Source organism: Exiguobacterium abrahamii (assembly GCF_015645365.1).
GTDB lineage: Bacteria > Bacillota > Bacilli > Exiguobacteriales > Exiguobacteriaceae > Exiguobacterium_A > Exiguobacterium_A abrahamii.
Genome location: NZ_JADOYC010000001.1, coordinates 1,789,333 through 1,813,408 on the forward strand (window position 1 = coordinate 1,789,333; position 24,076 = coordinate 1,813,408).

Consider the following 24,076-nt stretch of genomic DNA (forward strand, 5'->3'; position numbering starts at 1 on the left):
CAACTGAAGTAACCGTTCTCATGAAAATCCACACCTTTTTTGTATTAACACAAACAAAAACCAGTCAGTCGTGTATCAGTACAAAAAATGATTCGAGACGAACAAAAAGGGGCTGACTCCAAAAAAAGAATGACGTGTCTGTTCACGCCCTTTCCTCAGGCGAGACACAAGCCCAGTTTTCCTGCTTCATTCAAGCAGGAAAGCGGGTCTTGTTTGTCTCTGACAGCGCATAAATGCGCTTTTTCCTGTAGGAGTTGCGTGTGACACGTCATTCTTTGCAGAAACTGACTTTTAAGTTTTGAGTCAGCTCCCTTTTTAATCTGAAAGATGACTCCTTAGTGTAATCGTCTCCTCATCTTGATCACATGACCCGTTTAAATAACTTCTCGAGTTCATACGTCGTCCATTCGATGATGACTGGACGTCCGTGTGGACATGTGAACGGCATTTCCGTTTTCGCTAGATCGTCAATCAACCGGCGCATCATCTCATCGTTCAACGGATGATTTGCCTTGATCGATTTCTTACATGCCATCATGATGGCAGCGTCCTCCCGGTACGTCTCAAGATCGATTTTTCGCTTCATCAAGGCTTCATCGAGTAATTCCTGAATCGTCTCTTCCTGCCGATGGGACGGGAACCACGTCGGAACTTCTCGGACGATGAAGCTTTGTGGACCGAATGCTTCGAACTCGATGCCGACGTCTTTTAGCAACGGAAGGACTTCATCCATCCGTTTCATGTCATCCGACGAGATTTCGAACGTATACGGTAAGAGCAATTGCTGTCGTTGTTCCGGTGGTCGACCGAACATGACCTTATACGTCTCGTATTTGATTCGTTCCTGTGCTGCATGTTGATCAATCATATACATCCCGTCTTCCCCGGCACAGACGATATAGGACGAATGGAGTTGACCGATGACGTCGAGATGCGGAAAGCGCGGACGCGCGGGTGGCTCCTCAATCGGTTCAGTAAACTCCTGCTTGACTGGTGCGATGGGCTCGAACAGATCATCCTCGTTGCTAAACGGTAATGATTGCACTTCAGATGGTCGATCGTCCTCTTGCGGCTTTTTCGGAATCGGATAATTCCAGACCGCTCGCGATGACGTTTCTTCGACCGGTTCAGCGACATAAGAAAAATCGAGTTTTTCCTGGCTACTCGGATCTTTTTTTGGTTTCGGTGGCGTCACTTTCGGAATCAGTGTCTCCCGGCTGAGCGTCATCTTGATCGTCTCCTGAATCAACTGGCAGAGCTCCATCTCTTTTGAAAGACGGACTTCTCGTTTCGCCGGGTGAACGTTGACATCGATCAGGAGAGGATCCATCGTCACCTCGATGACTGCAATCGGATACCGCCCGATCGGCAAGAGTGTATGGTAACCGTTTAAGACCGCTTGCGTCAGGGCGAAGTTTTTGACCGAACGTCCATTGAGAATCAACGTAATGTAATTCTTCGAGGCACGGGTCACTTCCGGTTTGACGAGATGACACGTCAATTGATAATCGGCATTCGCGCCCTTGGCGACCAACGTTCCTTGGATCGTTTGATGACCGTAGACACTCGCCAGCGCTTGCCGAACGTCTCCTGATCCGTTCGTCTGGATCAATGTCTTTCCTTCATGGGTAGCCCGAAGCTTGACGTCTGGATGAGCAAACGCCATTCGGTTCAGCACGTCCGTGATCGCCGCAAGTTCCGTATGCGTCGTCTTCAAATACTTCAGCCGTGCCGGTGTATTGAAGAAGAGGTGCTCGACCGTCAATTCCGTTCCCCGGTTCATTGCTGCTGGTGTCCGTTCGACGACCGTCCCGTACTCAAGCGTCACTTGAATCCCTTCCGCGTCCTCACGTTTCGTCTTCAACGTCACTTTACTGACGGACGCGATCGAGGCAAGTGCCTCTCCGCGAAAACCAAGTGTCTTGATTCGGAATAAGTCATGCTCATCCTTAATCTTACTCGTCGCGTGACGAACGAAAGCCAGTTCAGCGTCATCCGGGTAAAACCCGTGTCCGTTGTCGCGGATCGTCATCCGTTTCATTCCAGCTTCTTCGAGTTCGACATCGATTTGGGTCGCACCGGCATCAAGTGCGTTCTCGACCAGTTCCTTGACGACCGATGCTGGTCGTTCGACGACTTCTCCCGCCGCGATCCGGTTCGCTAAACTATCGGATAATTCACGAATGATTCCCACTGTATTCTCCTCACTTTCTCGCTTCGGCTTGTAGACGGTACAGCGTATTCAATGCTTCGAGTGGCGTCATGTTGATTAAATCAAGACTCGCCATCGTCTCACGCAGCGGATCCGCTTCTGAGAACAGACTGAGTTGATCAACCGGCTCCTCCTGAACAGGAGCTTTGACAGGTGCTGCGACCGGAACAGGCTCAACCTGCTCGAACTCGGACAAGAGGACTTGCGCCCGCTCAATCAAGCTGTCCGGTAAATCAGCTAACCGCGCGACATGGATTCCGTACGATTGGTCGGCTTTTCCGTCGCGTACTTCATGCAAGAAGACGACACGCCCATCTTGTTCAACGGCACGGACGTGAACATTCGCTAATCGATCAATCGATTCTTCGAGCACCGTCAGTTCATGATAATGGGTCGAAAATAGCGTCTTCGCTCCGACGTGTCGGGCAATGTGTTCAACGATCGCTTGTGCGAGTGCCATTCCGTCGTACGTCGAGGTCCCGCGACCGATTTCATCTAGCAGGATCAACGACCGGTCCGTCGCACGCGTCAACGCTTCTTGTGTCTCGACCATCTCGACCATGAAAGTCGACTGTCCACTGACGAGGTCATCTGCCGCCCCGATCCGCGTGAAGATTTGATCGAAGATCGGCAGTTCCGCTTGAGCAGCTGGGACGAACGAGCCGATTTGATGCAATAAGGCGATCAAGGCGAACTGTCGCATATAGGTCGATTTACCGGACATGTTCGGTCCAGTGATCAACAGCATCTCGCGTCCTTCGTTTAAGGTAATCCCGTTCGCGACATATTCACCGCGCGGTAAGACTGTTTCGATGACCGGGTGACGTCCTTGCTGAATATCAACCGTTCGTCCCGTCGTCGTGATTGGTCGGACGTAGTCGTGCGTCTCGGCAATCTCAGCCAGTGCGACGAGAACGTCGAGTTCTGCGATCCTGCGACTGACCCGTTGTAAGCTTTCGATGTGTCCTTTGACTTCATCGCGCACTCCACAGAAGAGATCGTACTCGAGTGTGACACTCTTCTCTTCCGCACCCAGAATCAACGCTTCTTTTTCCTTCAGTTCCGGTGTGATATAACGTTCGGCATTGGCAAGTGTCTGCTTCCGTTCATACCGTCCTTCCGGCAACAGCTTGGCATTGGCACGTGAGACCTCGATGTAATAACCGAAGACGCGGTTGTAGCCGATCTTCAACGTCTTGATACCGGTTGCTGCCCGTTCACTGGCTTCAAGTGTCGCAAGCCATGTCTTCCCATCTTTTGAAGCGACGAGTAACTCGTCGAGGTCTGGGGAATAACCGGACTTGATCATTCCGCCCTCTTTCGTTGAGATCGGTGGGGCTTCGACGAACGCACGATCGAGCAAATCACTCAACTCATCGTGCGGATCGAGTCCGAGACTGAGTTGACCGAGACGTTCACTCATCATCTCCTCAAGCGCTGATTGAATGCGGGGAATCAATCGCAACGTCGACTTCAATTGAACGAGATCGCGCGCTGACGCTGTTCCATACCCGACTTTTGCAACGAGTCGCTCGAGATCATAGACTTCGCGTAACGTATCTTTTAGTTGTTGACGCTCGAAATAGTGCTGCAACAATTCCTCGACAGCGTCGAGCCGTTCCGTGATGACACGTTCCGATAACAACGGTTTTTCTAACCAGCGTTTCAGCATCCGTCCGCCCATCGCTGTACCTGTCACGTCAAGCAGACCAAGCAACGAACCTTTTTTATCTCCTGTCCGTGCCGAGCGAACGAGCTCGAGATTCTTGACCGTATTCGGCTCGAGTTGCATGAAGTCGCTCGCTTCATAGACGACAGCCGGTTGCAGATGTGTCAACGCTCGTTTTTGTGTATCGTGCATGTAGGCATAGAGGACCGCAAAGGCTTCCGCTTGGGCTGTATCAATCGCACGATCGCCGTGCGGATGCGTCTCGCGCCGTGAACTACGCGTCAGTGGAATCCGTAAGTGTGCGAGCGCCGTCTCATGTTCATCTGTCGTGACGATGATTTCCCGTGGCAGGATGATGCTCAGTTCCTTGACCACACCGTCGAGTGTCGCAACGCTAGTCAAGGCACTCTCACCGGTCGAGACATCTCCGCGGGCAATCCCAAAGCGACCGTCCTGTTCGACGACCGCGACTAAGTACCGATTCTCTTTTTCCGTCAAGGCAGACATCAACGTTCCCGGCGTGATGACTTGGATGACTTCGCGTTTGACGAGTCCTTTCGTCAACTTCGGATCCTCGACTTGATCGCAAAGTGCCACTTTATAACCACGCTCGATCAACTGTTCGATGTAGCCGTTCGCTGCGTGATGGGGCACGCCGCACATCGGAATCGGATGTTCCGCGTTCTTGCCGTTTTTCGCCGTAAGCGTCAACTCCAGCTCATGGGCGACCTTTTTGGCATCCTCAAAGAATAATTCGTAAAAATCTCCGAGCCGATAAAACAAGAAGGCATCCGGATAGTCCGCCTTGATCGAGAAGTATTGTTTCATCATCGGAGTGTTGTGTACTGCTTCCATTCTTCCACCTCATTCGTAGAAAAAGCCGACGGATGTCCGTCGGCTTTTCGTTCATTTCGTGATTAGTAGCCGCAACCGCCGCTTTTGTTTTCTGCTTCCATGCCGCTACCTGTCTTACCAGCGAGAACATCTCCGTCCGTCGCTTCGATGATTTGATCCGTAATCCCGTTCGAGATCGTCACCGTGATGTATTGGAGAAGTCCGTTGACTTCTTCTTGTGTTTCTTGGAACTGTTGGACGACAGGCATCTCATCGAGCTCAGCGAACAATTTATCGAGCTTCGCTTCGACACGTGCGAGTGCTTCTGTTTTGCCGTAATGTTGGCAGTTGACTGCCTCTTTTTGAAGGAACTTGATTTGTTTCATCATCTTTTGGACTTTTTCATTCCCATTGATGTTGGCTTCTGCCGCTTTAAATCGTTCTACTTCCGGTGTCTCTGAAATCATTTTGGCGATTTCATTGGCTTTTTCGATGATTTGTTCATCTGTATACATCCACATTCGTCCCCTCTATCGTTAGCGAACACGTCGCTTCCCTTAGCATTCTGAACGATTCCTCGTTCTGTCGCATTCATTATACCGTTCTCGCGATAGAGTGACAAGAATAGTTCCTTATTCAATCGAACGCCATAATAGATAGGCGGCGTGACTACGGACAGGGGCAAATTCCTCCGCCAGTCGCGTCGCTTCTTCAACAGTCGGTCGGTAACCGAGTAACCGTTCGAAAGCCCGTAATATCCCGATGTCCGATGCCGGAAACAAATCTGGACGACCGTACCCGAACATCAGGACGTTTTGGACCGTCCATGGTCCGACGCCTTTCAGTGCTATCAACGTCTCAGCGATTTCTGCGTCGTCGGCTGACGTCAATGCATCATAATCAATCGTTGCCGTCGCTACGCCAAGCAGATAATCGACTTTACGTCCTGATAGTTGCAGAGCAAGCAAGTCCTCGCGACGCGCTGCCGCTAATTGACGCGGTGTCGGCGGAAGGATGATCCCGTCCTTAACCGTTCCGAATGTTCGAAAGACACGTTCCGTCAACGTATGGGCAAACGAGAGATTGATCTGTTGATGAATGATCGAGCGAATCAAGGCCGTGAACGGTGAATGATCAAGCACGAGTCGTTCGTCACCGAACCGTTCGACGATCGCGTGTAACGACGTCGCCTTGAGACGCTGCGCAGGATTTGGCTCATTGAGTCGAAAGCGTCGATTGATTTGCGTCAGCACCGCTGTTTGCGGTCCTGAACCGTCAATCCGTAACGTGTAACCATCGATGGCTTCCATCGTCGTGATGTATGCCTGATCGTTGATGAAGATCGGAACGACGAGTCGCCCATCCTGTTCGATTTGTAACGGGTCTCCCGTCAAACGAGACGCGACTCCTTTAAAATCAAATGCTTCCGACAACGTCACATCATATGTCCACCGGCTCATCCGACGAACACCTTGATCGCACCGAGAATCAAACCGATGATGAATCCACACAATGCCCCGTTGACCCGAATCCATTGCAAGTCACTGCCGACCTTATCCTCGATCATATGAATCAGTGTCTCCGTATCGAACCGGTTTAAGTTCTCGCGGACGAGTCCACCGATTTTTTGGTGATTTTGTTCAACGAAACGAACGAGTTGCTCCTTCATCCATTGATCACTGCTATCCTTGAACGTCGGATGCTGTTCCCAGTCGTCTAAAGCGCGCGAAAGCATCGGCATCGCCCGTTCCGTCCAGAAGGCATCTGACGTCAAGTAGCGTTCGAGTTCGATCAGACCAGCATCATACGCGCGTTCAATGACCGGCACGAAGTCAAACCGGTCGACCTCGCTTGCCTTCCAGGCATCGATTTTCGCTAGACGCTCTTCATCAATCGACAACTGTGCCAGATTTCGACGCAGATGATCAAGAATCGCTAAACGATTCGGGTGATGGACGTGTCGCATATCTTGAATGACCGTCAGCAAGACACCTTGAATGACCAGACTGAGTTTTTCTTCTGAATAGACTTTTTGGACGGTTCGCGCCGTCACCCGCAAGAACGTATTCTTTTCTTGATCGATCATCGCCGTATAGGCAAGGCGGCCAATCTGATCGCGGATGACGGGGTCTTCGAGCAGACGTTGCCCATAATCGAGTAACTGGTCCATCAGCCACTCGTCGAGGCGACGTTCCTCGTTCAATTGCATTGCTCGGACAGCCAGCCGTTTTGACGGATACGCTTTGATCGTCTCCGTCACCCGTGTATTCGCAAACTCAAGAATCGCCTCTTTCGGTAGTTTCCGTATTAAACCAATCAACAGCTCGGTGACGGTCGCTCGAAAAGCAGGCAGTACGAGAATCGAACGTAAGATTTTGATGACACGGTCTGCGAGCGTCATGTGCTGGAGTTTCGCGACGATACTCTCTTTATTAAGCAAGTCCGTCTCAAGCATATGAACGATTGATTCGATGACCCGTTCCCGATTTTTCGGCAACAGGTTCGTATGGGGAATCTTTAAGCCAAGCGGATGGCGAAACAACGCCGTGATCGCGAACCAGTCGGCAATCCCACCGACGAGTCCGGCTTCAAAACCACTCTGAAGCCAAAAGACCCACGCATTTTCTTTAAATGGTAATGAGACGACGAATCCGACCGCCATGAAAATCAACGAGACGGTCGCAAGCCGCCGTGTCGATGTTTTAGGTTGTTCAAGTGATGACACATCGTTTCCTCCTTCAACTGAGTCACTTATCTACCTTACGAACGGGACAAGGATTAGGTTTCGACACGAAAGAGCCCCAGTCATCGACTGGGACTCCCTATGTACTTAAAACGTGTATTCACCAAAACGGTCGCCATCCCATGTCGCGGTTGCCGTTGAGACAAAATAGACCAGTCCGTTGCCGAATGTATTTTCCATTAATGACACGAGTTGTTGACCATTCGTCTGCTCGACGAACGCTAATCGGACTTCCTCTTTCCCTTGATAAATCCGTTCGTAAACGCTTAAACCGCGTGCATTGAGAAACGTACGCGCCGACTCGAATTGAATCGGACCGACTTCAGGTCGTCGTTCCTGAATGAACGACTGACATTTTTGCTCGAATGTCTCCATGGTTCTTCACTCCTTCTCTCTTTCTGTTCATGGATATCATGTTCCCGACTCTTCCTCATCATAATCCTCAAATGTGAAAAAAGCGACAGATGCGTCGCTTCTTTCATCATTTTACGATGATTTCTCATAATCTGACATCAAACTGTCGGGCGGCATGAATCGCAGACGTCGTCGCCCCGATCGTCCCGGCACCCGGAAAGATCGTGTCGCCGATCGCAAAGAAGTGATCGATGCCTGTTCGAAATGGTGCTGCGAACAAGAGACTCGTGCTCGGACGTTGCGGATATCCCCCGACTCCACCGTCCGGACGGAACGTATAGCGAACCCACGCACCGGGTCCACCTGGATGACGTTCGATTACCTGTTGACTGAAACCCGGAAACTGTTGTTCAAGAATGGCTTCGAAGATTGCCGACATCGTCTCGACTTGTTCGTCGTAGCGTTTTCGGTCCGTCTTATCGAATGTACCGATTGGAACATGACATGACATCGTCAGCGTCCGCTGACCGGTTGGTGCACGTAACCGGTCATCCGGACGGGAGAGAGAGATGAAGGCATGACCTGAAGGCAGGGACGGATCATGGACTTGCCGGAATGCTTCATCAGACAAAATGATCGACTCCGGTATCGCCGCATAATACGTAAAGGTCGCCCATTGCTGTAGCTTTTCCTGTCGCTGGTACGTCCGTCGTAACGTTCGTCGCATATCCGCGCTGACGACTTCCCTGATGCCTTCAAGCGGAACCGCACAGATGACAGCATCTGCAAGCGTCAAGCGCCCGCGACGGTCTTCGATCAAAAATCCATCCGGCGTCTTACGAATCGACGTGACTTTCCGTCCAAGGAGACAGGTTGCCCCGCTCGCCTCGGCTGTTTCTTTCAATTGTTCGGCCAGCCGGTACAGTCCGCCTGGAACATAATAGGCACCTTCATGATAAATCGATAAGGCGACAGCCCCTAGCAAAGCTGACGCCTCCTGCCCTGTCTGCATGCTGTCGAGTAGGATCCCGTCGATCACTTGTGCGAACAACGTATCTGCTAGTCGATGTTTGCGTAACAGATGACCAATCGTCAGCGGAAAATACGGTAAGAGGACGACACTTTTCGTGTGACGAACTAACCGCCTGACATCAGCTAAATCTTGAAGTGGCAATGCCGGCAGTTCTGCCATCAATGGTCGAATCGCCTCGTGTATCTGCTCGATTTCAGCAAAGAACGCCCGAATCGACGATGCTTGCTCCGGAAAATGTGACGTCAATTCGGCTAGAAATGCATCACGATTTTGATAATAATGAATCAATCGTCCTTCGATGCGAATCGTCATGACGACGTCGAGCGACTCGACTTGGTGCGTCACTCCGAGATGATCGAGCACACGGGCATGAATGCCACCCGGTTCAAATCCCATCCCAAGAGTCGCTCCAACGGGATACGTCAAGTCCCGGCGTGTGAACTTCCCGGCTGACCCTCCCCATTCACGGCTTCCCTCAAGTACCGTGACGGCATGCCCTTCTTGTGCGATCAATGCCGCAGCCGTTAGACCGGCAATTCCTCCGCCGACGATGACGACCTGTTTCATGATGGTTCCTCCTCCGTGACTTGATTTTCTTTAAACAGGAAATTGCGGATTTCGCGGAATACCGGCTCCCGGCGATGAATCGTAAAGTGATCATACTTATAGGATTTCGTCTGGATGTTATCTGTGTAGTTCTCGAGTGCAAACGAACTATTTAACGAAATCAGATTGAAGTCGCCTCCTTTGGCACCAAACGAATAGACGAGTACGTCGCGTGGCCACGTCTCAAGCCTTTGGGTCAGATTGTTCATCGCTGGTGAGCCCTTCGCAAGATCGCGGATCGCAGGACTATTTGTATTCGTGCCGAGCGGTGCGAGCGTCAAGCCAAGTTTCGCGTAATCGGAACCGGCGATCGGTGAGTCGAGCGTCACGACTTTTCGGACGTGGTACGGCATCTCCTCTTGAACCGTGTAGGCGACGACATCGACACCACCCATGCTGTGCCCAACGAGCTGAATATCGGCAAAGGTCGCTTTTTGTTTCGCATCGTAAGCGGCAATCGCCGCATTCAACCACTTTTGCTGATCGGCAAGACTTGCCTCATCATCGGCGAAGACGATTCGGACAAGTGGGTAGCCCGTCGGCGAGGGTTTGACGCTACAGGTTGCTTTCCCGGAACGGGTCACGTCACATCGACCACCATCATCGGCGACTTTTTTATTCGTGAAGTTTTGAATCATCGGCACGAACGTCCGCTCCGTCCCGAATAACCCGTGGACGAGGAATGTCGGCACGATTTCACTCTTTCCTTGTGTGACGATCTGACGCGTTGGTGGCGGCGCACTTGACGTATCTTCCGCGAACACCCACCACGCGCCTCCCCCAACGATCAAACAGACGAGGAGCGAGATACTGATCGTCTTCAACTGTTGCCGGCGCAAACGGCGGACACGGTGAAAGACCCAGTAGAGGAATAATCCGACACCGATTAATAACACGATACCGGTAATGATCCAACCTGTCGGATTCGGTACATACGCAATCAACTGTAGCTGGTTGGCTTTCGTTCCGTATAATTTCCATGACACATCATGGTAATTCGACCAGTCGATCTTTTCTCCATTTTGGAGACCAATCACTTTCGGACCGTGGAGCTTGATCTCAATATCGGCTTGACGGATATACCGATCGGCGAGTTTCTTGACCTGTCCTGTCGGTTGGTAGCCTTTGATATTCAATCGATCGATACTGAGATCGATGTTCGTATCCAGTCGATACGTATCAAACCAAAAACCGTCCGATTTTTTCATGTCGAACTTCGTATCAGGTGGAATGAGAATCCCTCCGATACCTGTCTTCCATTCGTCCTTGATCGACGTCATGTCCTTGAAGTTCGCGAATGTCTTCTGCATCCGGATCCCTTCATAGTCATCCTTCGTCTTGAACGTTTTCGCCGCATAGCCGTTCTTTTCTGCCTGTTTGACATAACTACTCCAATTCGGATTTAGGTTCAGTAAACGAGCTACCGGGTGTTCCTTTGCGGCATATGTCGTTTTTAAGGTGACACTCTGATCGGTATGAATCGTCGCATCATATTGGATGCGAATACAACCCCCAAGGAGCAGCGTCAGCATCAAAAATGAGAGCAAAATCCCTTTCTTCTTCGTACTCATCAGGTCACATCCTTTCCTCATCTGTTATTCCCTATCTCGCAAAAGTAAAAACGGTCGACGTTGATTCTTTCGCCCGTGACGCACTTCAGGCAGCGAATCGCTGATCCGCTGCCTGAAAGTATGCGGACGCATTTCGTCCGTGATCGATATCAACCGATCAAGTTTAATTCACGACCGACTTTTTCGAAAGCTGCAAGCGCCGTCGTTAAATCTTCACGCGTATGTTCCGCCGTCACGATCGTCCGGACACGTGCTTTTCCTTTTGCGACCGTCGGGAAGGCGATCCCTTGAGCGAAGACACCTTCTTGACGTAAGCGGTCCGATAACTCGTGGCAACGTGCTTCATCCCCGACGATGACCGGTGTGATCGGCGTCGTCGATGTACCGATGTCGAATCCAAGATCACGGAGTCCTTGTTTAAAGAATTCCGTGTTTTCCCACAGACGATCGAAGAGTTCCGTCTCTTCCTCCATGACACGGAGCGCTTCGCGATTCGCTTCAACGACTGCTGGTGGATGTGATGTCGAGAACAAGAACGGACGCCCTTTATGGATCAGATAATCTTTGACGTGCTGTTCACACGCGACGTATCCACCGAGGACACCAATGGCTTTTGAGAGCGTACCAACTTGAAGAGCAACACGTCCGTCAAGACCGAAGTGATTGACCGTACCGCGTCCCGCTTTCCCAAGCACACCTGACGCATGGGCATCATCGACCATGACGAGTGCGTCATAACGCTCGGCTAATTCAACGATTTCTGGAAGTGGTGCGATGTTTCCGTCCATCGAGAAGACACCGTCCGTGACGATAAGGCGTGTCCGCGCGTCTTGTGTTTCTTGTAAGGCTGCTTCAAGATCCGCCAAGTCGACGTGTTTATAGATCCGGCGTTTCGCTTTCGTCAGACGAATCCCATCGATGATCGAAGCGTGGTTCAACTCATCCGAGATGACGACGTCTTCCGGACCGAGCAGTGCCGATAAGACACCGAGATTCGTTGCGAATCCAGACTGGAAGACAAGTGCTGCTTCCGTATGCTTGAATGTCGCGAGTTCCCGTTCGAATGCTTGGTGCATCTCGAGTGTTCCGGCAATCGTCCGAACGGATCCTGTTCCAGCACCGAACGTGCGCGCTGCTTCCGCTGCTTGTTCAGCGAGACGCGGATGTGCTGCGAGTCCAAGGTAGTTGTTCGACGACAGTTGAATGAGTTCCTTCCCATCGATCGTCACGCGGTTATGTTGCGCGCTCTCAAGTGCTACAAGGTTGCGGAACGTGCCCGCCTGTTTCATCTCTTCTAGTTCTGTCCGTAAGTGTTCAAATCCCATTAATTCGTCCCCCTTGGTTGTAATACGACTTTCCCGCATTTCCCTTGACGCATCAATTCAAATCCTTCTTCGAACCGCTCGAGCGGCAACGTGTGTGTGATTAACGGTCGGACATCGACTTTTCCGCTCGATAAGAAAGCAGAAACCTGGCTCCATGTCTCATACATCTTCCGACCCGTGATTCCTTGGACCCGGACACCTTTGAAGACGACGTGGTTCGTCAAATCGATTTCAACCGGTTTGACCGGCAGACTGAGGATGTTGACGTCTCCACCTGCTGTCACCATCTCGAAGGCTTGACGAATCGCAACCGGATGACCACTCATCTCACAGACAACATCAATTCCATCTCCGTCCGTCATGCGCTCGATCCGCTCCAAGACATCGTCATGACGTGAATCGATGACGACATCCGCCCCCATCGTCCGCGCGAGTTCAAGACGATATGGATTGACGTCGATCGCAACGACTTCCGCCGCACCAGCGGCTTTAGCGACCGAGACCGCCATCAGACCAATCGGACCACAACCGACGATTGCGACCGTTTTTGCACTGACGTCGCTCGCAAGAACCGTATGGACGGCATTGCCCATCGGCTCTTGGATCGAAGCGATTCCTGCTGGCATATCTTCCGGGTTGACCCAAAGGTTTTCTTCCGGCATGACGACGTATTCCGCAAAACACCCTTGTGTATCGACGCCGATGATCTTTGTGTTCTTACAGATGTGATATTGTCCACGAAGACATTGTTTACATTGATGACAAACGATATGCGTCTCCGCCGAGACACGGTCACCGAGCTTCAAGCGTTTCGTGCCTTCTCCGAGCTCGACGACTTCGCCTGAGAACTCGTGACCGAAGACATAAGGTGGATTGACACGCGAAGCTGCCCACGCGTCCCACTCATAGATATGCACGTCCGTCCCACAGATCGATGTTGCCTCGACTCGAATCAAGACTTCTCCACGACTCGGTACGGGTACCGGTACTTCTTTCAGTGTTGCACCAAACCCACGCTCTTCTTTGACGAGTGCACGCATCGTTTTCGTCGTTGTCGTCTCTTCTACCGTCGTTACTAATTTCGTCATCTTTCCCCGACTCCTTCGCGGAAGTTCCCGTTTATTTATATGTGGCGAACTTCCAAATGTTTAGCATCCCCAAAAAACCAAACACATCTTTCCTCTATCTTACATGAATTCTGCTGCCAGTTTACCGAATGTTTCTTCGTTCAGCTCAAGATCCGCATACGCGAGACCCGATTCTTGATACCCATCGATTTGCGACTGGTAATCAGGACGTGTTTCATCCTGATAGATCAATCCCATGACGAGTCCGTCGTGCGCATGAACAGTTTGTTTCGCAAGATCCAAGTTCGACGGATCGTATCCTTCGATATCGGACAGCTTCGTCAAGTTTTGTTTGAACCAATCGTACGTATTGACCTTGTTGAACGTGACACACGGACTGAAGACGTTGATGAAGGCAAATCCTTTATGTGCCGTCGCTTGCTCGATCAGTTGCGTCAAGCCCTTCAAATCGTTCGAGAAGCTTTGGGCAACGAACGTCGCTCCTGCCGTCAAGGCAAGCTCGACCGGTGAAACACTCTTTTCGATCGACCCTTTTGGCGTCGATTTCGTCTTGAATCCAGGTGCAGAAGTAGGTGACGTCTGTCCTTTCGTCAAGCCGTAAATCTGATTGTCCATGACGATATACGTCATGTCGACATTACGCTTGAATGCATGAATCGTATGTCCCATGCCGATTGCAAATCCATCCCCGTCGCCACCAGACGCGATGACCGTCAATTCGCGGTTCGCCATCTTGACACCTTGGGCGATCGGAAGGGACCGTCCATGAACGCCGTGGAAGCCATACGTATTGATATAACCGGAAATCCGACCAGAACAGCCGATCCCGGAAATCAATGCCAACTCTTCTGGTTCGAGCCCGACGTTCGCGACAGCACGCTGAATCGCTGCTTGAATCGAGAAGTCTCCACACCCTGGACACCAGTTTGGTTTAACATCATTTCTAAAATCCTTAAAGGTTGCCATGATATACCCCTCCTACGACCTGCTCGACGACCTCTGCTGGGTAGAACGGGTCGCCATTGAATTTCAGGATATGCTCGATCTTCGATGCATGTCCACAGTTCATCTGGATCAGCTTCGCCAGTTGTCCCGTTGCGTTGTACTCGACGACGATGACTCGTTTTGCCCGCTCTAAGTGCGGCGTGACGAGCTCACTTGGGAACGGATGGACTTGACGGATATGCAAGTGATCAACCTTGATTCCTTGTGCTTCGAGTCGTGGCATGATCTCTTCAATCGTTCCACGTGTCGAGTTGAAACCGACGAATAAGATATCCGGTTCTGCATGATGCTCCGTTACGAGAACGGCATCCTGTAAGCGGAACGTGTTCAGCTTCCGAAGTCGCTTCGTCATTTGATCGACTCGGTTCTTCGTCGCTTCCGACGGACGTCCTTCCTCATTGTGCTCAACACCCGTTACGTGATGAATTCCGTGCTTGACGCCTGGAATGACACGTGGGCTGATTCCATCTTCCGTCACTTCGTAGCGTTTGAAGTACGCTTTTCCTTCAAGTTCCGGTAAGTCTTCCTGGATCAACTTTCCGCGACGGATCTCAACGCGTGACATATCCGGTGGCTCGACCGATTGTTTTCCAAGCGACAGCATCAAATCCGTCAAGAGAATGACAGGACATTGGTATTCCTCTGCGATATTGAATGCCTCTGCTGCATCGTAGAACGCTTCTTCGACCGTTGACGGTGCCAGAACGACCTTCGGAATTTCACCATGCGTGCTGTAGATCATCGCCATTAAGTCAGACTGTTCCTGTTTCGTCGGTAGACCGGTTGACGGACCACCCCGTTGTGTATCGACGATGACGAGCGGTGTTTCCGTCATCCCGGATAACCCGATCGCTTCCGCCATCAATGACAATCCTGGACCAGCAGATGCTGTCAAAGCACGGACACCTGCATAGTTCGCCCCGATTGCCATCGTGACTGCTGCCAGCTCGTCTTCCGTCTGAACGACCGTTCCGCCGAACTGCGGCAGTTTCTTGATTAAGTATTCCATGATCTCAGATGATGGTGTGATTGGGTAAGCTGCCATCAGACGCGCTCCACCGGCGATTGCACCAAGCGCGATCGCATCGTTTCCGATCATGAACATCCGTTGTTTTCCGTCCGCCGGTTCCAAGACGAACCGTTCGCCCTCTCCTGCGAGTGCTTCGAACGCTGCTGCGCCTTCACGAATCGCTGCTAAGTTTTTCTCGACCATGTCTGGACCTTTTCGACCGAAAATTTGTTCGACGACCGCTTGGAAACGCTCCGGTGCAATGCCGAGAATCGCACTCGATGCACCGATCGCGACCATGTTCTTCATCAAGGCCGTACCGAGATCAGCTGCGATCTCCGTAAATGGAATCGCATACAAGGAAGCGCGTGCTTCGTCTGGATTCGTCGGATTGAATTTCGCATCCGCAATGATGATGGCACCTTGACGCAATTCATGGAAGTTAACATCGATCGTCTCTTGATCGAACGCGACCAAAATATCGAGATCATCGGAAATCGTCCGGACTTCCTGTGTCGCGACACGAATCTTATTGTTCGTATGTCCTCCCTTGATACGTGACGAAAAGTGACGGTAGCCGTACAGGTAATAGCCGAGTCGATTCAAGGCAATCGCAAAGATTTCGCCTGTTGATTCGATCCCTTCTCCCTGCTGACCGCCAACTTTCCATGATAACTGATTATACATCGACGTTCGCTCCTTCTCTGTCCCCTGAAATGATAGTTCTCTCTATCCTCCCTCATGATACCGATTTACCGGAAGTAGTACAATGCTCCCTCGGTGGAAAGGTGAGAAAATTTCGCAGACGCAGCAAAAAGACCATCTACTCCAGTCGAGTAAATGGTCTACTTGCAAATAGGACCTATGTCCAATTCGTCATCGTGGTTCGATGATGAGTTTGATGGCGGTTCTCTCTTCCCCATCAATCAAAATGTCTGTGAAGGCTGGGATACAAATCAAGTCGATGCCAGAAGGCGCCACGAATCCGCGTGCGATGGCGACGGCTTTGACAGACTGATTGAGCGCTCCCGCACCAATGGCCTGAATCTCGACGGAACCTCTCTCTCGAATGACACCCGCGAGTGCACCTGCTACCGCGTTTGGATTCGACTTAGCTGATACTTTCAGGACGTCCATGCGTGTACCTCCCCATCCAGAAATGGCAATCAGTCGAAGAATACTGACTGATCCGTCAGATGAATCCGTTCAATCTTCGTTGCTTTTTTGGTTGTGTCATCGATATGAATCAAGACTCCATTAAGTTGTTCCCGTCCTTCGGCAACTTCAAACCGTGTTGGGAGCTGTGTCTTGAATTTTCGGAGGACATCTTCCTGGCGCATTCCGAGCACGCCGTTCAGCGGACCTGTCATCCCGACATCCGTGATGTAAGCCGTTCCTCCGTCAAGGACACGCTCATCTGCTGTCTGAACGTGCGTATGTGTGCCGACAACAGCTTGTACTCGACCATCGAGGTGATAGCCCATCGCAATTTTCTCACTCGTTGCTTCCGCATGGACATCAACGAAGATGGCATCGACTTTTCCTTCGACTTCCGCAATCAGTGCATCGACGGTACGGAACGGATCACCGAGTGGTGGTAAGAAGACCGTTCCTTGGACGTTGATGACGGCAATCTTTTTATTACCTGCTTTGACGATCATCATCCCGCGACCTGGCGTACCTTCCGGATAGTTCGCCGGACGGACGATTCGGTCCGCGTCGTCGATCCAGTCAAAGATGTCGCGGTTATCAAACGTGTGGTTCCCCATCGTGATTCCGTGGAATCCGAGTTCAAGGAATTGATGATAGATCGACTTCGTGATGCCGCGTCCGTGTGCTGCGTTTTCGCCGTTGACGAGCATGACGTTCGGGTTGTACTTCGCTTTCAAGCGTGCTGTGAATTGTTGTAGGATATGTCGACCGGGTGCACCGACGACGTCTCCGATGAATAAAATCTTCATTGCTGTTCCTCCGTTCATTAAAAAAAGTGGCGGTCGCCCGCCACTCCACTTATTTCGCGTATTCGACTGCTCGTGTTTCCCGAATGACCGTGACCTTGATGTGTCCCGGATAATCGAGTTCTTCTTCGATTTTTTTCCGGATGTCACTCGCCATCTTGTGAGCCAGTACATCATCGACGACGTCAGGTCGAACGATGATACGGACTTCACGACCCGCTTGGATCGCAAATGATTTTTCGACACCGTCGAACGATTCCGAGATTTCCTCGAGGCGTTCAAGACGGCGGATATAACTTTCGAGTGTCTCTTGACGTGCACCTGGGCGAGCAGCAGATAATGCATCCGCAGCTGCAACCAAGACGGAAATGACAGATGTCGCTTCCGTATCCCCGTGGTGGGACGCGATCGCATTGATGACGGTTGGATGCTCTTTGTACTTCGTACCGAGCTCGACTCCGATCTCAACGTGACTGCCTTCGACTTCGTGGTCGATCGCTTTCCCGATATCATGCAGAAGACCCGCACGCTTCGCAAGCGTGACATCTTCTCCAAGTTCAGCTGCCATCATACCTGCAAGGTGGGCAACCTCAAGTGAGTGATACAGGACGTTCTGCCCGTAACTCGTACGGTACTTCAAGCGACCGAGAATTTTGACAAGGTCCGGATGAATGCCGTGGATTCCGACATCATACGTCGCTTCTTCCCCGATTTCTCGAATCCGCTCGTCGACTTCACGACGGGATTTGTCGACCATCTCTTCAATACGGGCCGGGTGAATCCGACCATCCTGAACCAATTTCTCGAGCGCCATTTTAGCGACTTCGCGACGAATTGGGTCAAAACCAGACAAAATGACGGCTTCCGGCGTATCATCGATGATCAAGTCGATCCCAGTCAAGGTCTCGAGCGTACGGATGTTGCGGCCTTCCCGTCCGATGATCCGACCTTTCATCTCATCGTTCGGTAAGTTGACGACCGATACAGTCGTCTCTGCGATATGTTCAGCGGCGAACCGTTGAATCGCAAGTGACAAGATGTTACGTGCTTTCTTGTCGGCTTCTTCTTTTGCTTTTTGTTCGATTTCTTTTTGAAGAATGGCTGCGTCATGTAAAGCAGCCTGTTTCGTCTCATCCATGATGATCGTTCTTGCCTCGTCTTGCGATAAATTCGCGACGCGGACAAGCTCTTGACGTCCCTGTTCATACAGGTCCTCTACTTTGCGCTCTAGTTCTTCAGCTTGATGCTTCCGTTTCGCGATCTCTGCATCACGTGTATTGATTTGATCTTCCTTACGGTCGATAGCGTCAACACGGCGATCGAGTGTCTCTTCTTTCTGGAGCAACCGGGCTTCTTGTTTCGCTAGCTCTTGGCGACGTTCACGCAATTCTTTTTCCACTTCGTTACGAAGTTTGAATGCTTCATCTTTCGCTTCGAGTACTGCTTCTTTTTTCGTTGCCTCAGCCGATTCACGCGCACGTTCGACGATTTTGTTCGCTTCCGTTTCTGCGCCTTGAATTTTCGCTTCTGCAATCGATTTCCGCAAGAAGTAGCCTACGATGAATGCGATCAGCAAAGTGAGGAGAAGTATGACAATCCAAGTCAGTGTACTCATGGGTTCACCTCCCCTTTGCAAGGTGTTTCTTAGTTCATTTCGGTATTTCATCGAAGCTGTCTAAAAAACGTACATCTATATTGTAAGGATAGCACTCGTTCATTGTCAACGAACGGACGGGAAAGAATTCCACTGTTTTCCTCTTTTACACTAAAAAAGAGAGGATTCGCATGCGAATCCTCTCTGAAACGGTTTATTCAGCAAATAGATCTTCTGGTTGTTCTGCTTCGAAATCAACCGGCTCTTCGCGATCGACGAGACCGTGATGTTCACGAATCAAACGTTCGACCTCTGCTGCGACTTCCGGATGCTCGACCATGTATTGCTTCGCGTTCTCACGTCCTTGACCGAGACGCTCTGAGTTGTACGAGTACCATGCACCACTCTTTTGAACGATATCGAGGTCTGTTCCGATGTCGATCAACTCACCGACCTTCGAAATCCCTTGACCGTACATGATATCAACTTCTGCTTGTTTAAACGGAGGTGCGATCTTGTTTTTGACGACTTTAATCTTCGTTTTGTTACCGACGACGTCCGTACCGTTTTTCAACGCTTCTGCACGACGCACTTCTAAACGTACAGACGAGTAGAATTTGAGTGCGCGACCACCTGGAGTTGTTTCCGGGTTACCGAACATGACACCGATTTTTTCACGGATTTGGTTGATGAAGATGACGATCGTCTTCGATTTATTCGTTGCACCAGACAACTTACGAAGCGCTTGGCTCATCAAACGTGCTTGAAGACCAACGTGTGAGTCACCCATCTCACCCTCGATCTCTGCTTTTGGTACGAGTGCCGCAACAGAGTCGACGACAAGAATATCGACCGCACCAGAACGAACGAGTGCTTCCGCGATTTCAAGTGCCTGTTCCCCAGTATCCGGTTGTGACAAGAGGAGTTCATCGATGTTGACACCAAGTTTGTTTGCATATGCTGGATCAAGCGCGTGCTCCGCATCGATGAATGCTGCTTGTCCGCCTTGTTTTTGAACTTCTGCGATTGCATGAAGCGCAACCGTTGTTTTACCTGACGATTCAGGTCCGTATACTTCGATGACCCGTCCACGTGGGTATCCACCTGCACCTAGGGCAATATCTAATGTAATCGATCCAGAAGAGATTACTGATACCTTCTGATCCGCATTTTCTCCGAGTTTCATGATAGAACCTTTACCGAACTGTTTCTCTATCTGGCGTAACGCCATCTCAAGTGCTGCTTTACGATCACTCACGTAGCAGGCCTCCTTTTAATTATCTTACTGAGATTATTGTACTTCTTTTGAGACCGAATGACAAGCATTTTACGAACATTTATTCGCATACTTGCACTTTGATCATTTTTCTCACTCTGGTGCTTTTTCGAGATGTTTCAGTAGAAGGAAATAGGTATCCTTGACGGCGCGCAGTCGAATCATACCTCTGTCGAACGATGGATATTGCCATTCGACGATTCGTGTTCCATGTGCGTCCGCAACAGCACAATAGACCGTTCCTACCACTTTTCCACTGTTGCTCGTCGGACCTGCTTCCCCCGTCAAGGCGACAGCGATATCGGATTGATACAGTTCTCGTGCCCCTTCAGCCATCGCAATCGCGACCTCTTTACTGACAGCAGTATGCTCTCGTAATAAATCCTCTGATACCGATAACACGGCTTGCTTCGCTGCATCATCATAGACGACGGCGCTTCCGCGCAACACTTGACTCGCACCGCTGACATCAACGAGACCACTCGCGACAGCTCCTCCCGTCAGTGATTCGGCGAGCGAAAGTGTCAATCCTGCTTCTTGATACCGTTTTAGGACGACTTCCGGCAGACTCGTCTCCCCATATCCATAAAAGTACATGCCGACTTCAGCAAGGACGTGTTGTTCGAGTTCATCGAGCATACGATCAGCTTCCTGTTGATCGAGTGCTTTAGCCGTCAGGCGCAACCGGACTTCAGCAAGCTCCGCATACGGTGCGACCGATGGATTGGTCGCTTCTTTAATCAACGTTTCTAGACGGTCGTTTAAAGCCGATTCCCCGATTCCAAAAAATCGTAACGTCCGAGAACGAATCGTTTCTTGACCGAATAGATGGCTGAAGTGATCTTTGAGAATTTGCTTCATCTCGCGCGGCACACCGGGTAAGACGATATATTGGTGATGCTCCGTCTGGACCGACATACCCGGTGCAAGCCCTGCATCGTTACGCAAAACCGTCGCACCATCGATGACGAGAGCTTGTTTTCGTTCGTTGATCGTCATCTCCCGTTGACGTGTCTTTAAAAACCCTTCGATTCGCTCGTACGCTGCTTGATCAAGGATGAGATCACGTCCGAGGAGATCAGCGAGCACCTCTTTCGTCAAATCGTCTTCCGTTGGTCCAAGACCTCCTGTGATGACAAGGAGATCCGCCCGCTGTTGTGCCTGGCGGAATGTCTCTTGCATCCGTTCGCGATTGTCACCGACGACTGTATGATAATGAACGTCAATTCCGGCACTTGCTAACCATTCGGAAAGGTACTGTGCATTCGTGTTCGCGATTTCCCCAAGGAGAAGTTCGCTTCCGACTGCGATGATTTCTGCTTTCATGTTGATTCCTCACCTTCTTGAAGTATAAGAAAAGACTGTTCGGTATGACGAACAGTCTAAATTGATCCATCTTACATGGATTTCGTAATTAACTTAATGTTTTTCGAGAAATATTCGACGCCTGAGTAGATCGTCAAGATTAAAGCAAGCCACATCGTAATATCTGCGAACGGAATGTTCCACATCGCAAAGATGATATCGTGCAACAAGTATGCCGTGATCGATGTCAGCTGGACCCATGTCTTGGCTTTGCCAGAGTTTCCGGCAGCAAGGACGATCCCTTCGTCAGATGCGACGAGACGAAGACCCGTGACTGCGAACTCTCGACAAAGAATGATGACGACGATCCATGCTGCGACGAATCCAAGTTCCACCAAGTAGACAAGAGCAGCAGCGACTAACATCTTGTCGGCAAGTGGATCCATGAATTTTCCAAAGTTCGTTACTAATTTTTGTTTGCGAGCGATATAACCATCGAGCCAGTCCGTCAGTGAAGCAACAAGGAAGATGATAGCTGCAACGAAGTGTGAGACGGGAAGCTCAGCTCCCAACACATCCCACTGTCCCCAGTTCGGATCAATCGCAAGTACGATGACGAACACGGGAATTAATAAAACGCGTAATACTGTCAATTGATTCGGTAAGTTCATGTAACGCCCTCCTCCTTCATTTCATATGTAAATGACATGCCATCTAAAAGAAGGCACGCCGTATTACGGCGTGGCTACTTTCTTTAGATAGATGTTTTGGACGAGAAGCGAACGGTTCAGTTTCAGTTCTTGGTCATTGACGACGATTTTATCAATCCCTTTAATCGAACCGATCCGGATCCGGATCAAGTCCGTCTTCGCGTCCTTCACGACGATCGGATTCGGATCCGATGCGTTGATGTGGTCTGGCGCGAGTGCTTCTCCTTCAAGTGATGTATCACGTACACCAACGAATGGCGACGGAGAGGCATCTTTCTTGATTTGAATCGAGACACTCATCGTATCTTTCGTTGCGACTTCATACGTGACATCTTGACCAGATGTCGACTTCGCAGCAAGTGCCTCTTTTTTAGGTTCTTCTTTTGTTTCTTCCTGCTTTGCCGGTTCTTCCTTCGGCTCTTCTTCTGTCTTCGCAGGCGCATCCGTCTCTTTACTTGGCGCGTCCCCTTGATCGATCGTGACATCATTTTGCTTCGGTGCGGACGTCTTTGCCTCTTCGTTACCGTCGAGGAACGTCTGCAGACCATAATACAAGGCAGCACCGATTGCAAAGATTAGAACGATGATGATGATGTTCGGAATCCAACGCTTCGCAACGCTCTTCTTCGGAGCACTTGATTTCGAATACGTCGCGCGTCGTGACAGTTCGACGACCGGTTGTGCTTCCGGTTCCGGAAGATCACGTTTATAGGTCGTAAAGACTTCATCGACGTCAAGACCGAGTGCTTCAGCATATGTCTTGATGAAGGCCCGGGCGTAAAAAGCACCCGGCAATTGATCATAATTTCCTTCTTCGATCGCGACGATGTAACGCTTTTGAATCTTCGTCGTCGTTTGAATTTGTTCGAGAGAGACACCAAGTGCCTCCCGTTGTTCTTTTAAGTAGGTTCCGAGCTCGGTCATCGGTAACACACCTTCCATTTTTCATACTTATTCAAAGTTGAACCAATCATTTCCCCCATGGGAACGAGGCAGTTCAGTCACAATGATTTCTTCAGTCGTGTTGCGTAATTCAATGATGTAGTCAAAATCATCCCACGTATACTCACTCGATTTGACGAACGCATCCGGATGTTCGACAATCTTCGTCGCCGGTAGACGCATGACTTCACGCAGGATTTGCCAGTGTCGCTCATCGAAATTACGTTGTGACACTAACGCATCGATGATGTAGACGTAATCACCCGTCCGTTCATCATCGAACAACGATGTTCGAACCGTCTGTTTAATCAACGTCGACGATAGGAACAGCCATTTCTTATTCGCACTGACACTCGCTGCGACGATCGATTCCGTCTTACCGACGCGTGGCATGCCGCGGACACCAATCAACAAGTGCCCATCCTGTTTACATAGCTCTGCCATGAAATCGACGAGAATCCCTAAGTCTTCCCGAACGAAGCGGAACGTCTTTCGTTCATCACTGCTTTGATCGATATAGCGCCCGTGACGAATCGCGATTCGGTCACGTAGTTTTGGTTTTCGTAGTTTGATGACCTCTATGGTTGACATCGTCTTGAGAATAGCGGCGAGTCGTGGAATTTGATCCGGTTGTTTCGTTTGGAGCAACATACCGCGTCGTTGATGATCGACACCATTGATCGTTACGATCGAAATATGTAACATTCCCATCAACGAAGCAATGTCCCCGAGTATACCGGGACGGTTGACCTTTAATTCATATTCGAGATACCATTGCTCGAACTCACTCACGCGCCCATCCTCCTCTATCAATACGATTATCCATTCCTCATGTTAAATGA

The 24,076-nt window shown here is 50.4% G+C and carries 20 protein-coding genes; all 20 read right to left on the bottom strand.

Translation table 11 applies throughout. The features are described 5' to 3' along the window. Nucleotides 1-361: 361 nt before the first annotated feature. The gene (gene mutL / locus ITJ88_RS09280; protein ID WP_195865453.1) at nt 362-2,194 is read right to left on the bottom strand and encodes a DNA mismatch repair endonuclease MutL; all 1,833 of its coding nucleotides are present in this window, start codon (nt 2,192-2,194) and stop codon (nt 362-364) included. A gap of 10 nt (nt 2,195-2,204) precedes the next feature. After that, the gene (gene mutS, locus ITJ88_RS09285) at nt 2,205-4,736 is read right to left on the bottom strand and encodes a DNA mismatch repair protein MutS (RefSeq protein ID WP_195865454.1); all 2,532 of its coding nucleotides are present in this window, start codon (nt 4,734-4,736) and stop codon (nt 2,205-2,207) included. Between the two features lie 62 nt (nt 4,737-4,798). Then, entirely contained in the window at nt 4,799-5,236 is a 438-nt protein-coding gene (locus ITJ88_RS09290; RefSeq protein ID WP_023467714.1) for a YlbF/YmcA family competence regulator, read from the bottom strand. A gap of 111 nt (nt 5,237-5,347) precedes the next feature. After that, on the bottom strand, nt 5,348-6,175 hold the full coding sequence (locus tag ITJ88_RS09295; protein WP_195865455.1) for a DNA-3-methyladenine glycosylase family protein: 828 nt from the start codon (nt 6,173-6,175) through the stop codon (nt 5,348-5,350). Further along, nucleotides 6,172-7,440 (bottom strand): DUF445 domain-containing protein, encoded by a 1,269-nt coding sequence (locus ITJ88_RS09300; RefSeq protein ID WP_294747432.1) that lies wholly within the window; start codon nt 7,438-7,440, stop codon nt 6,172-6,174. The genes ITJ88_RS09295 and ITJ88_RS09300 overlap by 4 nt, the downstream gene beginning before the upstream one ends. A gap of 105 nt (nt 7,441-7,545) precedes the next feature. After that, complete coding sequence (locus ITJ88_RS09305; RefSeq protein WP_029341204.1) at nt 7,546-7,833, bottom strand: hypothetical protein; 288 nt, start codon at nt 7,831-7,833, stop codon at nt 7,546-7,548. A gap of 124 nt (nt 7,834-7,957) precedes the next feature. Continuing rightward, on the bottom strand, nt 7,958-9,412 hold the full coding sequence (locus tag ITJ88_RS09310; protein ID WP_195865456.1) for a phytoene desaturase family protein: 1,455 nt from the start codon (nt 9,410-9,412) through the stop codon (nt 7,958-7,960). Continuing rightward, on the bottom strand, nt 9,409-11,025 hold the full coding sequence (locus ITJ88_RS09315) for an alpha/beta hydrolase (protein WP_195865548.1): 1,617 nt from the start codon (nt 11,023-11,025) through the stop codon (nt 9,409-9,411). The genes ITJ88_RS09310 and ITJ88_RS09315 overlap by 4 nt, the downstream gene beginning before the upstream one ends. 146 nt (nt 11,026-11,171) lie before the next feature. Further along, a complete protein-coding gene (locus ITJ88_RS09320) occupies nt 11,172-12,347 on the bottom strand; it encodes a glycine C-acetyltransferase (protein WP_023467709.1) in 1,176 nt (391 codons plus the stop codon). Continuing rightward, nucleotides 12,347-13,435: an L-threonine 3-dehydrogenase gene (gene tdh / locus ITJ88_RS09325; protein ID WP_195865457.1), complete on the bottom strand. Its 1,089-nt coding sequence runs from the start codon at nt 13,433-13,435 to the stop codon at nt 12,347-12,349. The genes ITJ88_RS09320 and tdh overlap by 1 nt, the downstream gene beginning before the upstream one ends. 99 nt (nt 13,436-13,534) lie before the next feature. After that, nucleotides 13,535-14,401 carry a 2-oxoacid:ferredoxin oxidoreductase subunit beta gene (locus ITJ88_RS09330; RefSeq protein ID WP_023467707.1) on the bottom strand — a complete coding sequence of 289 codons (867 nt, stop codon included), beginning with the start codon at nt 14,399-14,401 and terminating at the stop codon, nt 13,535-13,537. Next, nucleotides 14,388-16,136 carry a 2-oxoacid:acceptor oxidoreductase subunit alpha gene (locus tag ITJ88_RS09335; protein WP_035398188.1) on the bottom strand — a complete coding sequence of 583 codons (1,749 nt, stop codon included), beginning with the start codon at nt 16,134-16,136 and terminating at the stop codon, nt 14,388-14,390. Before ITJ88_RS09335 ends, ITJ88_RS09330 begins: the two co-directional genes overlap by 14 nt. A 189-nt stretch (nt 16,137-16,325) precedes the next feature. Then, on the bottom strand, nt 16,326-16,586 hold the full coding sequence (locus ITJ88_RS09340) for a stage V sporulation protein S (RefSeq protein ID WP_023467705.1): 261 nt from the start codon (nt 16,584-16,586) through the stop codon (nt 16,326-16,328). 29 nt (nt 16,587-16,615) lie between these two features. After that, on the bottom strand, nt 16,616-17,410 hold the full coding sequence (locus tag ITJ88_RS09345; protein WP_023467704.1) for a TIGR00282 family metallophosphoesterase: 795 nt from the start codon (nt 17,408-17,410) through the stop codon (nt 16,616-16,618). A 49-nt stretch (nt 17,411-17,459) separates the two neighbouring features. Then, entirely contained in the window at nt 17,460-19,022 is a 1,563-nt protein-coding gene (gene rny, locus ITJ88_RS09350) for a ribonuclease Y (protein ID WP_023467703.1), read from the bottom strand. Nucleotides 19,023-19,215: 193 nt separating this feature from the next. After that, a complete protein-coding gene (gene recA, locus ITJ88_RS09355; RefSeq protein WP_195865458.1) occupies nt 19,216-20,259 on the bottom strand; it encodes a recombinase RecA in 1,044 nt (347 codons plus the stop codon). A 111-nt stretch (nt 20,260-20,370) separates the two neighbouring features. Beyond that, nucleotides 20,371-21,603, bottom strand: coding sequence for a competence/damage-inducible protein A (locus tag ITJ88_RS09360; protein WP_195865459.1), 1,233 nt, complete (start codon nt 21,601-21,603; stop codon nt 20,371-20,373). A 71-nt stretch (nt 21,604-21,674) separates the two neighbouring features. After that, nucleotides 21,675-22,253 carry a CDP-diacylglycerol--glycerol-3-phosphate 3-phosphatidyltransferase gene (pgsA, locus tag ITJ88_RS09365; RefSeq protein WP_023467700.1) on the bottom strand — a complete coding sequence of 193 codons (579 nt, stop codon included), beginning with the start codon at nt 22,251-22,253 and terminating at the stop codon, nt 21,675-21,677. 63 nt (nt 22,254-22,316) lie between these two features. Further along, nucleotides 22,317-23,216, bottom strand: a complete 900-nt coding sequence (locus ITJ88_RS09370; protein WP_050678534.1) for a helix-turn-helix domain-containing protein — start codon at nt 23,214-23,216, stop codon at nt 22,317-22,319. 27 nt (nt 23,217-23,243) lie between these two features. Then, entirely contained in the window at nt 23,244-24,026 is a 783-nt protein-coding gene (locus ITJ88_RS09375; protein ID WP_023467698.1) for a DUF3388 domain-containing protein, read from the bottom strand. Between the last annotated feature and the right edge of the window lie 50 nt (nt 24,027-24,076).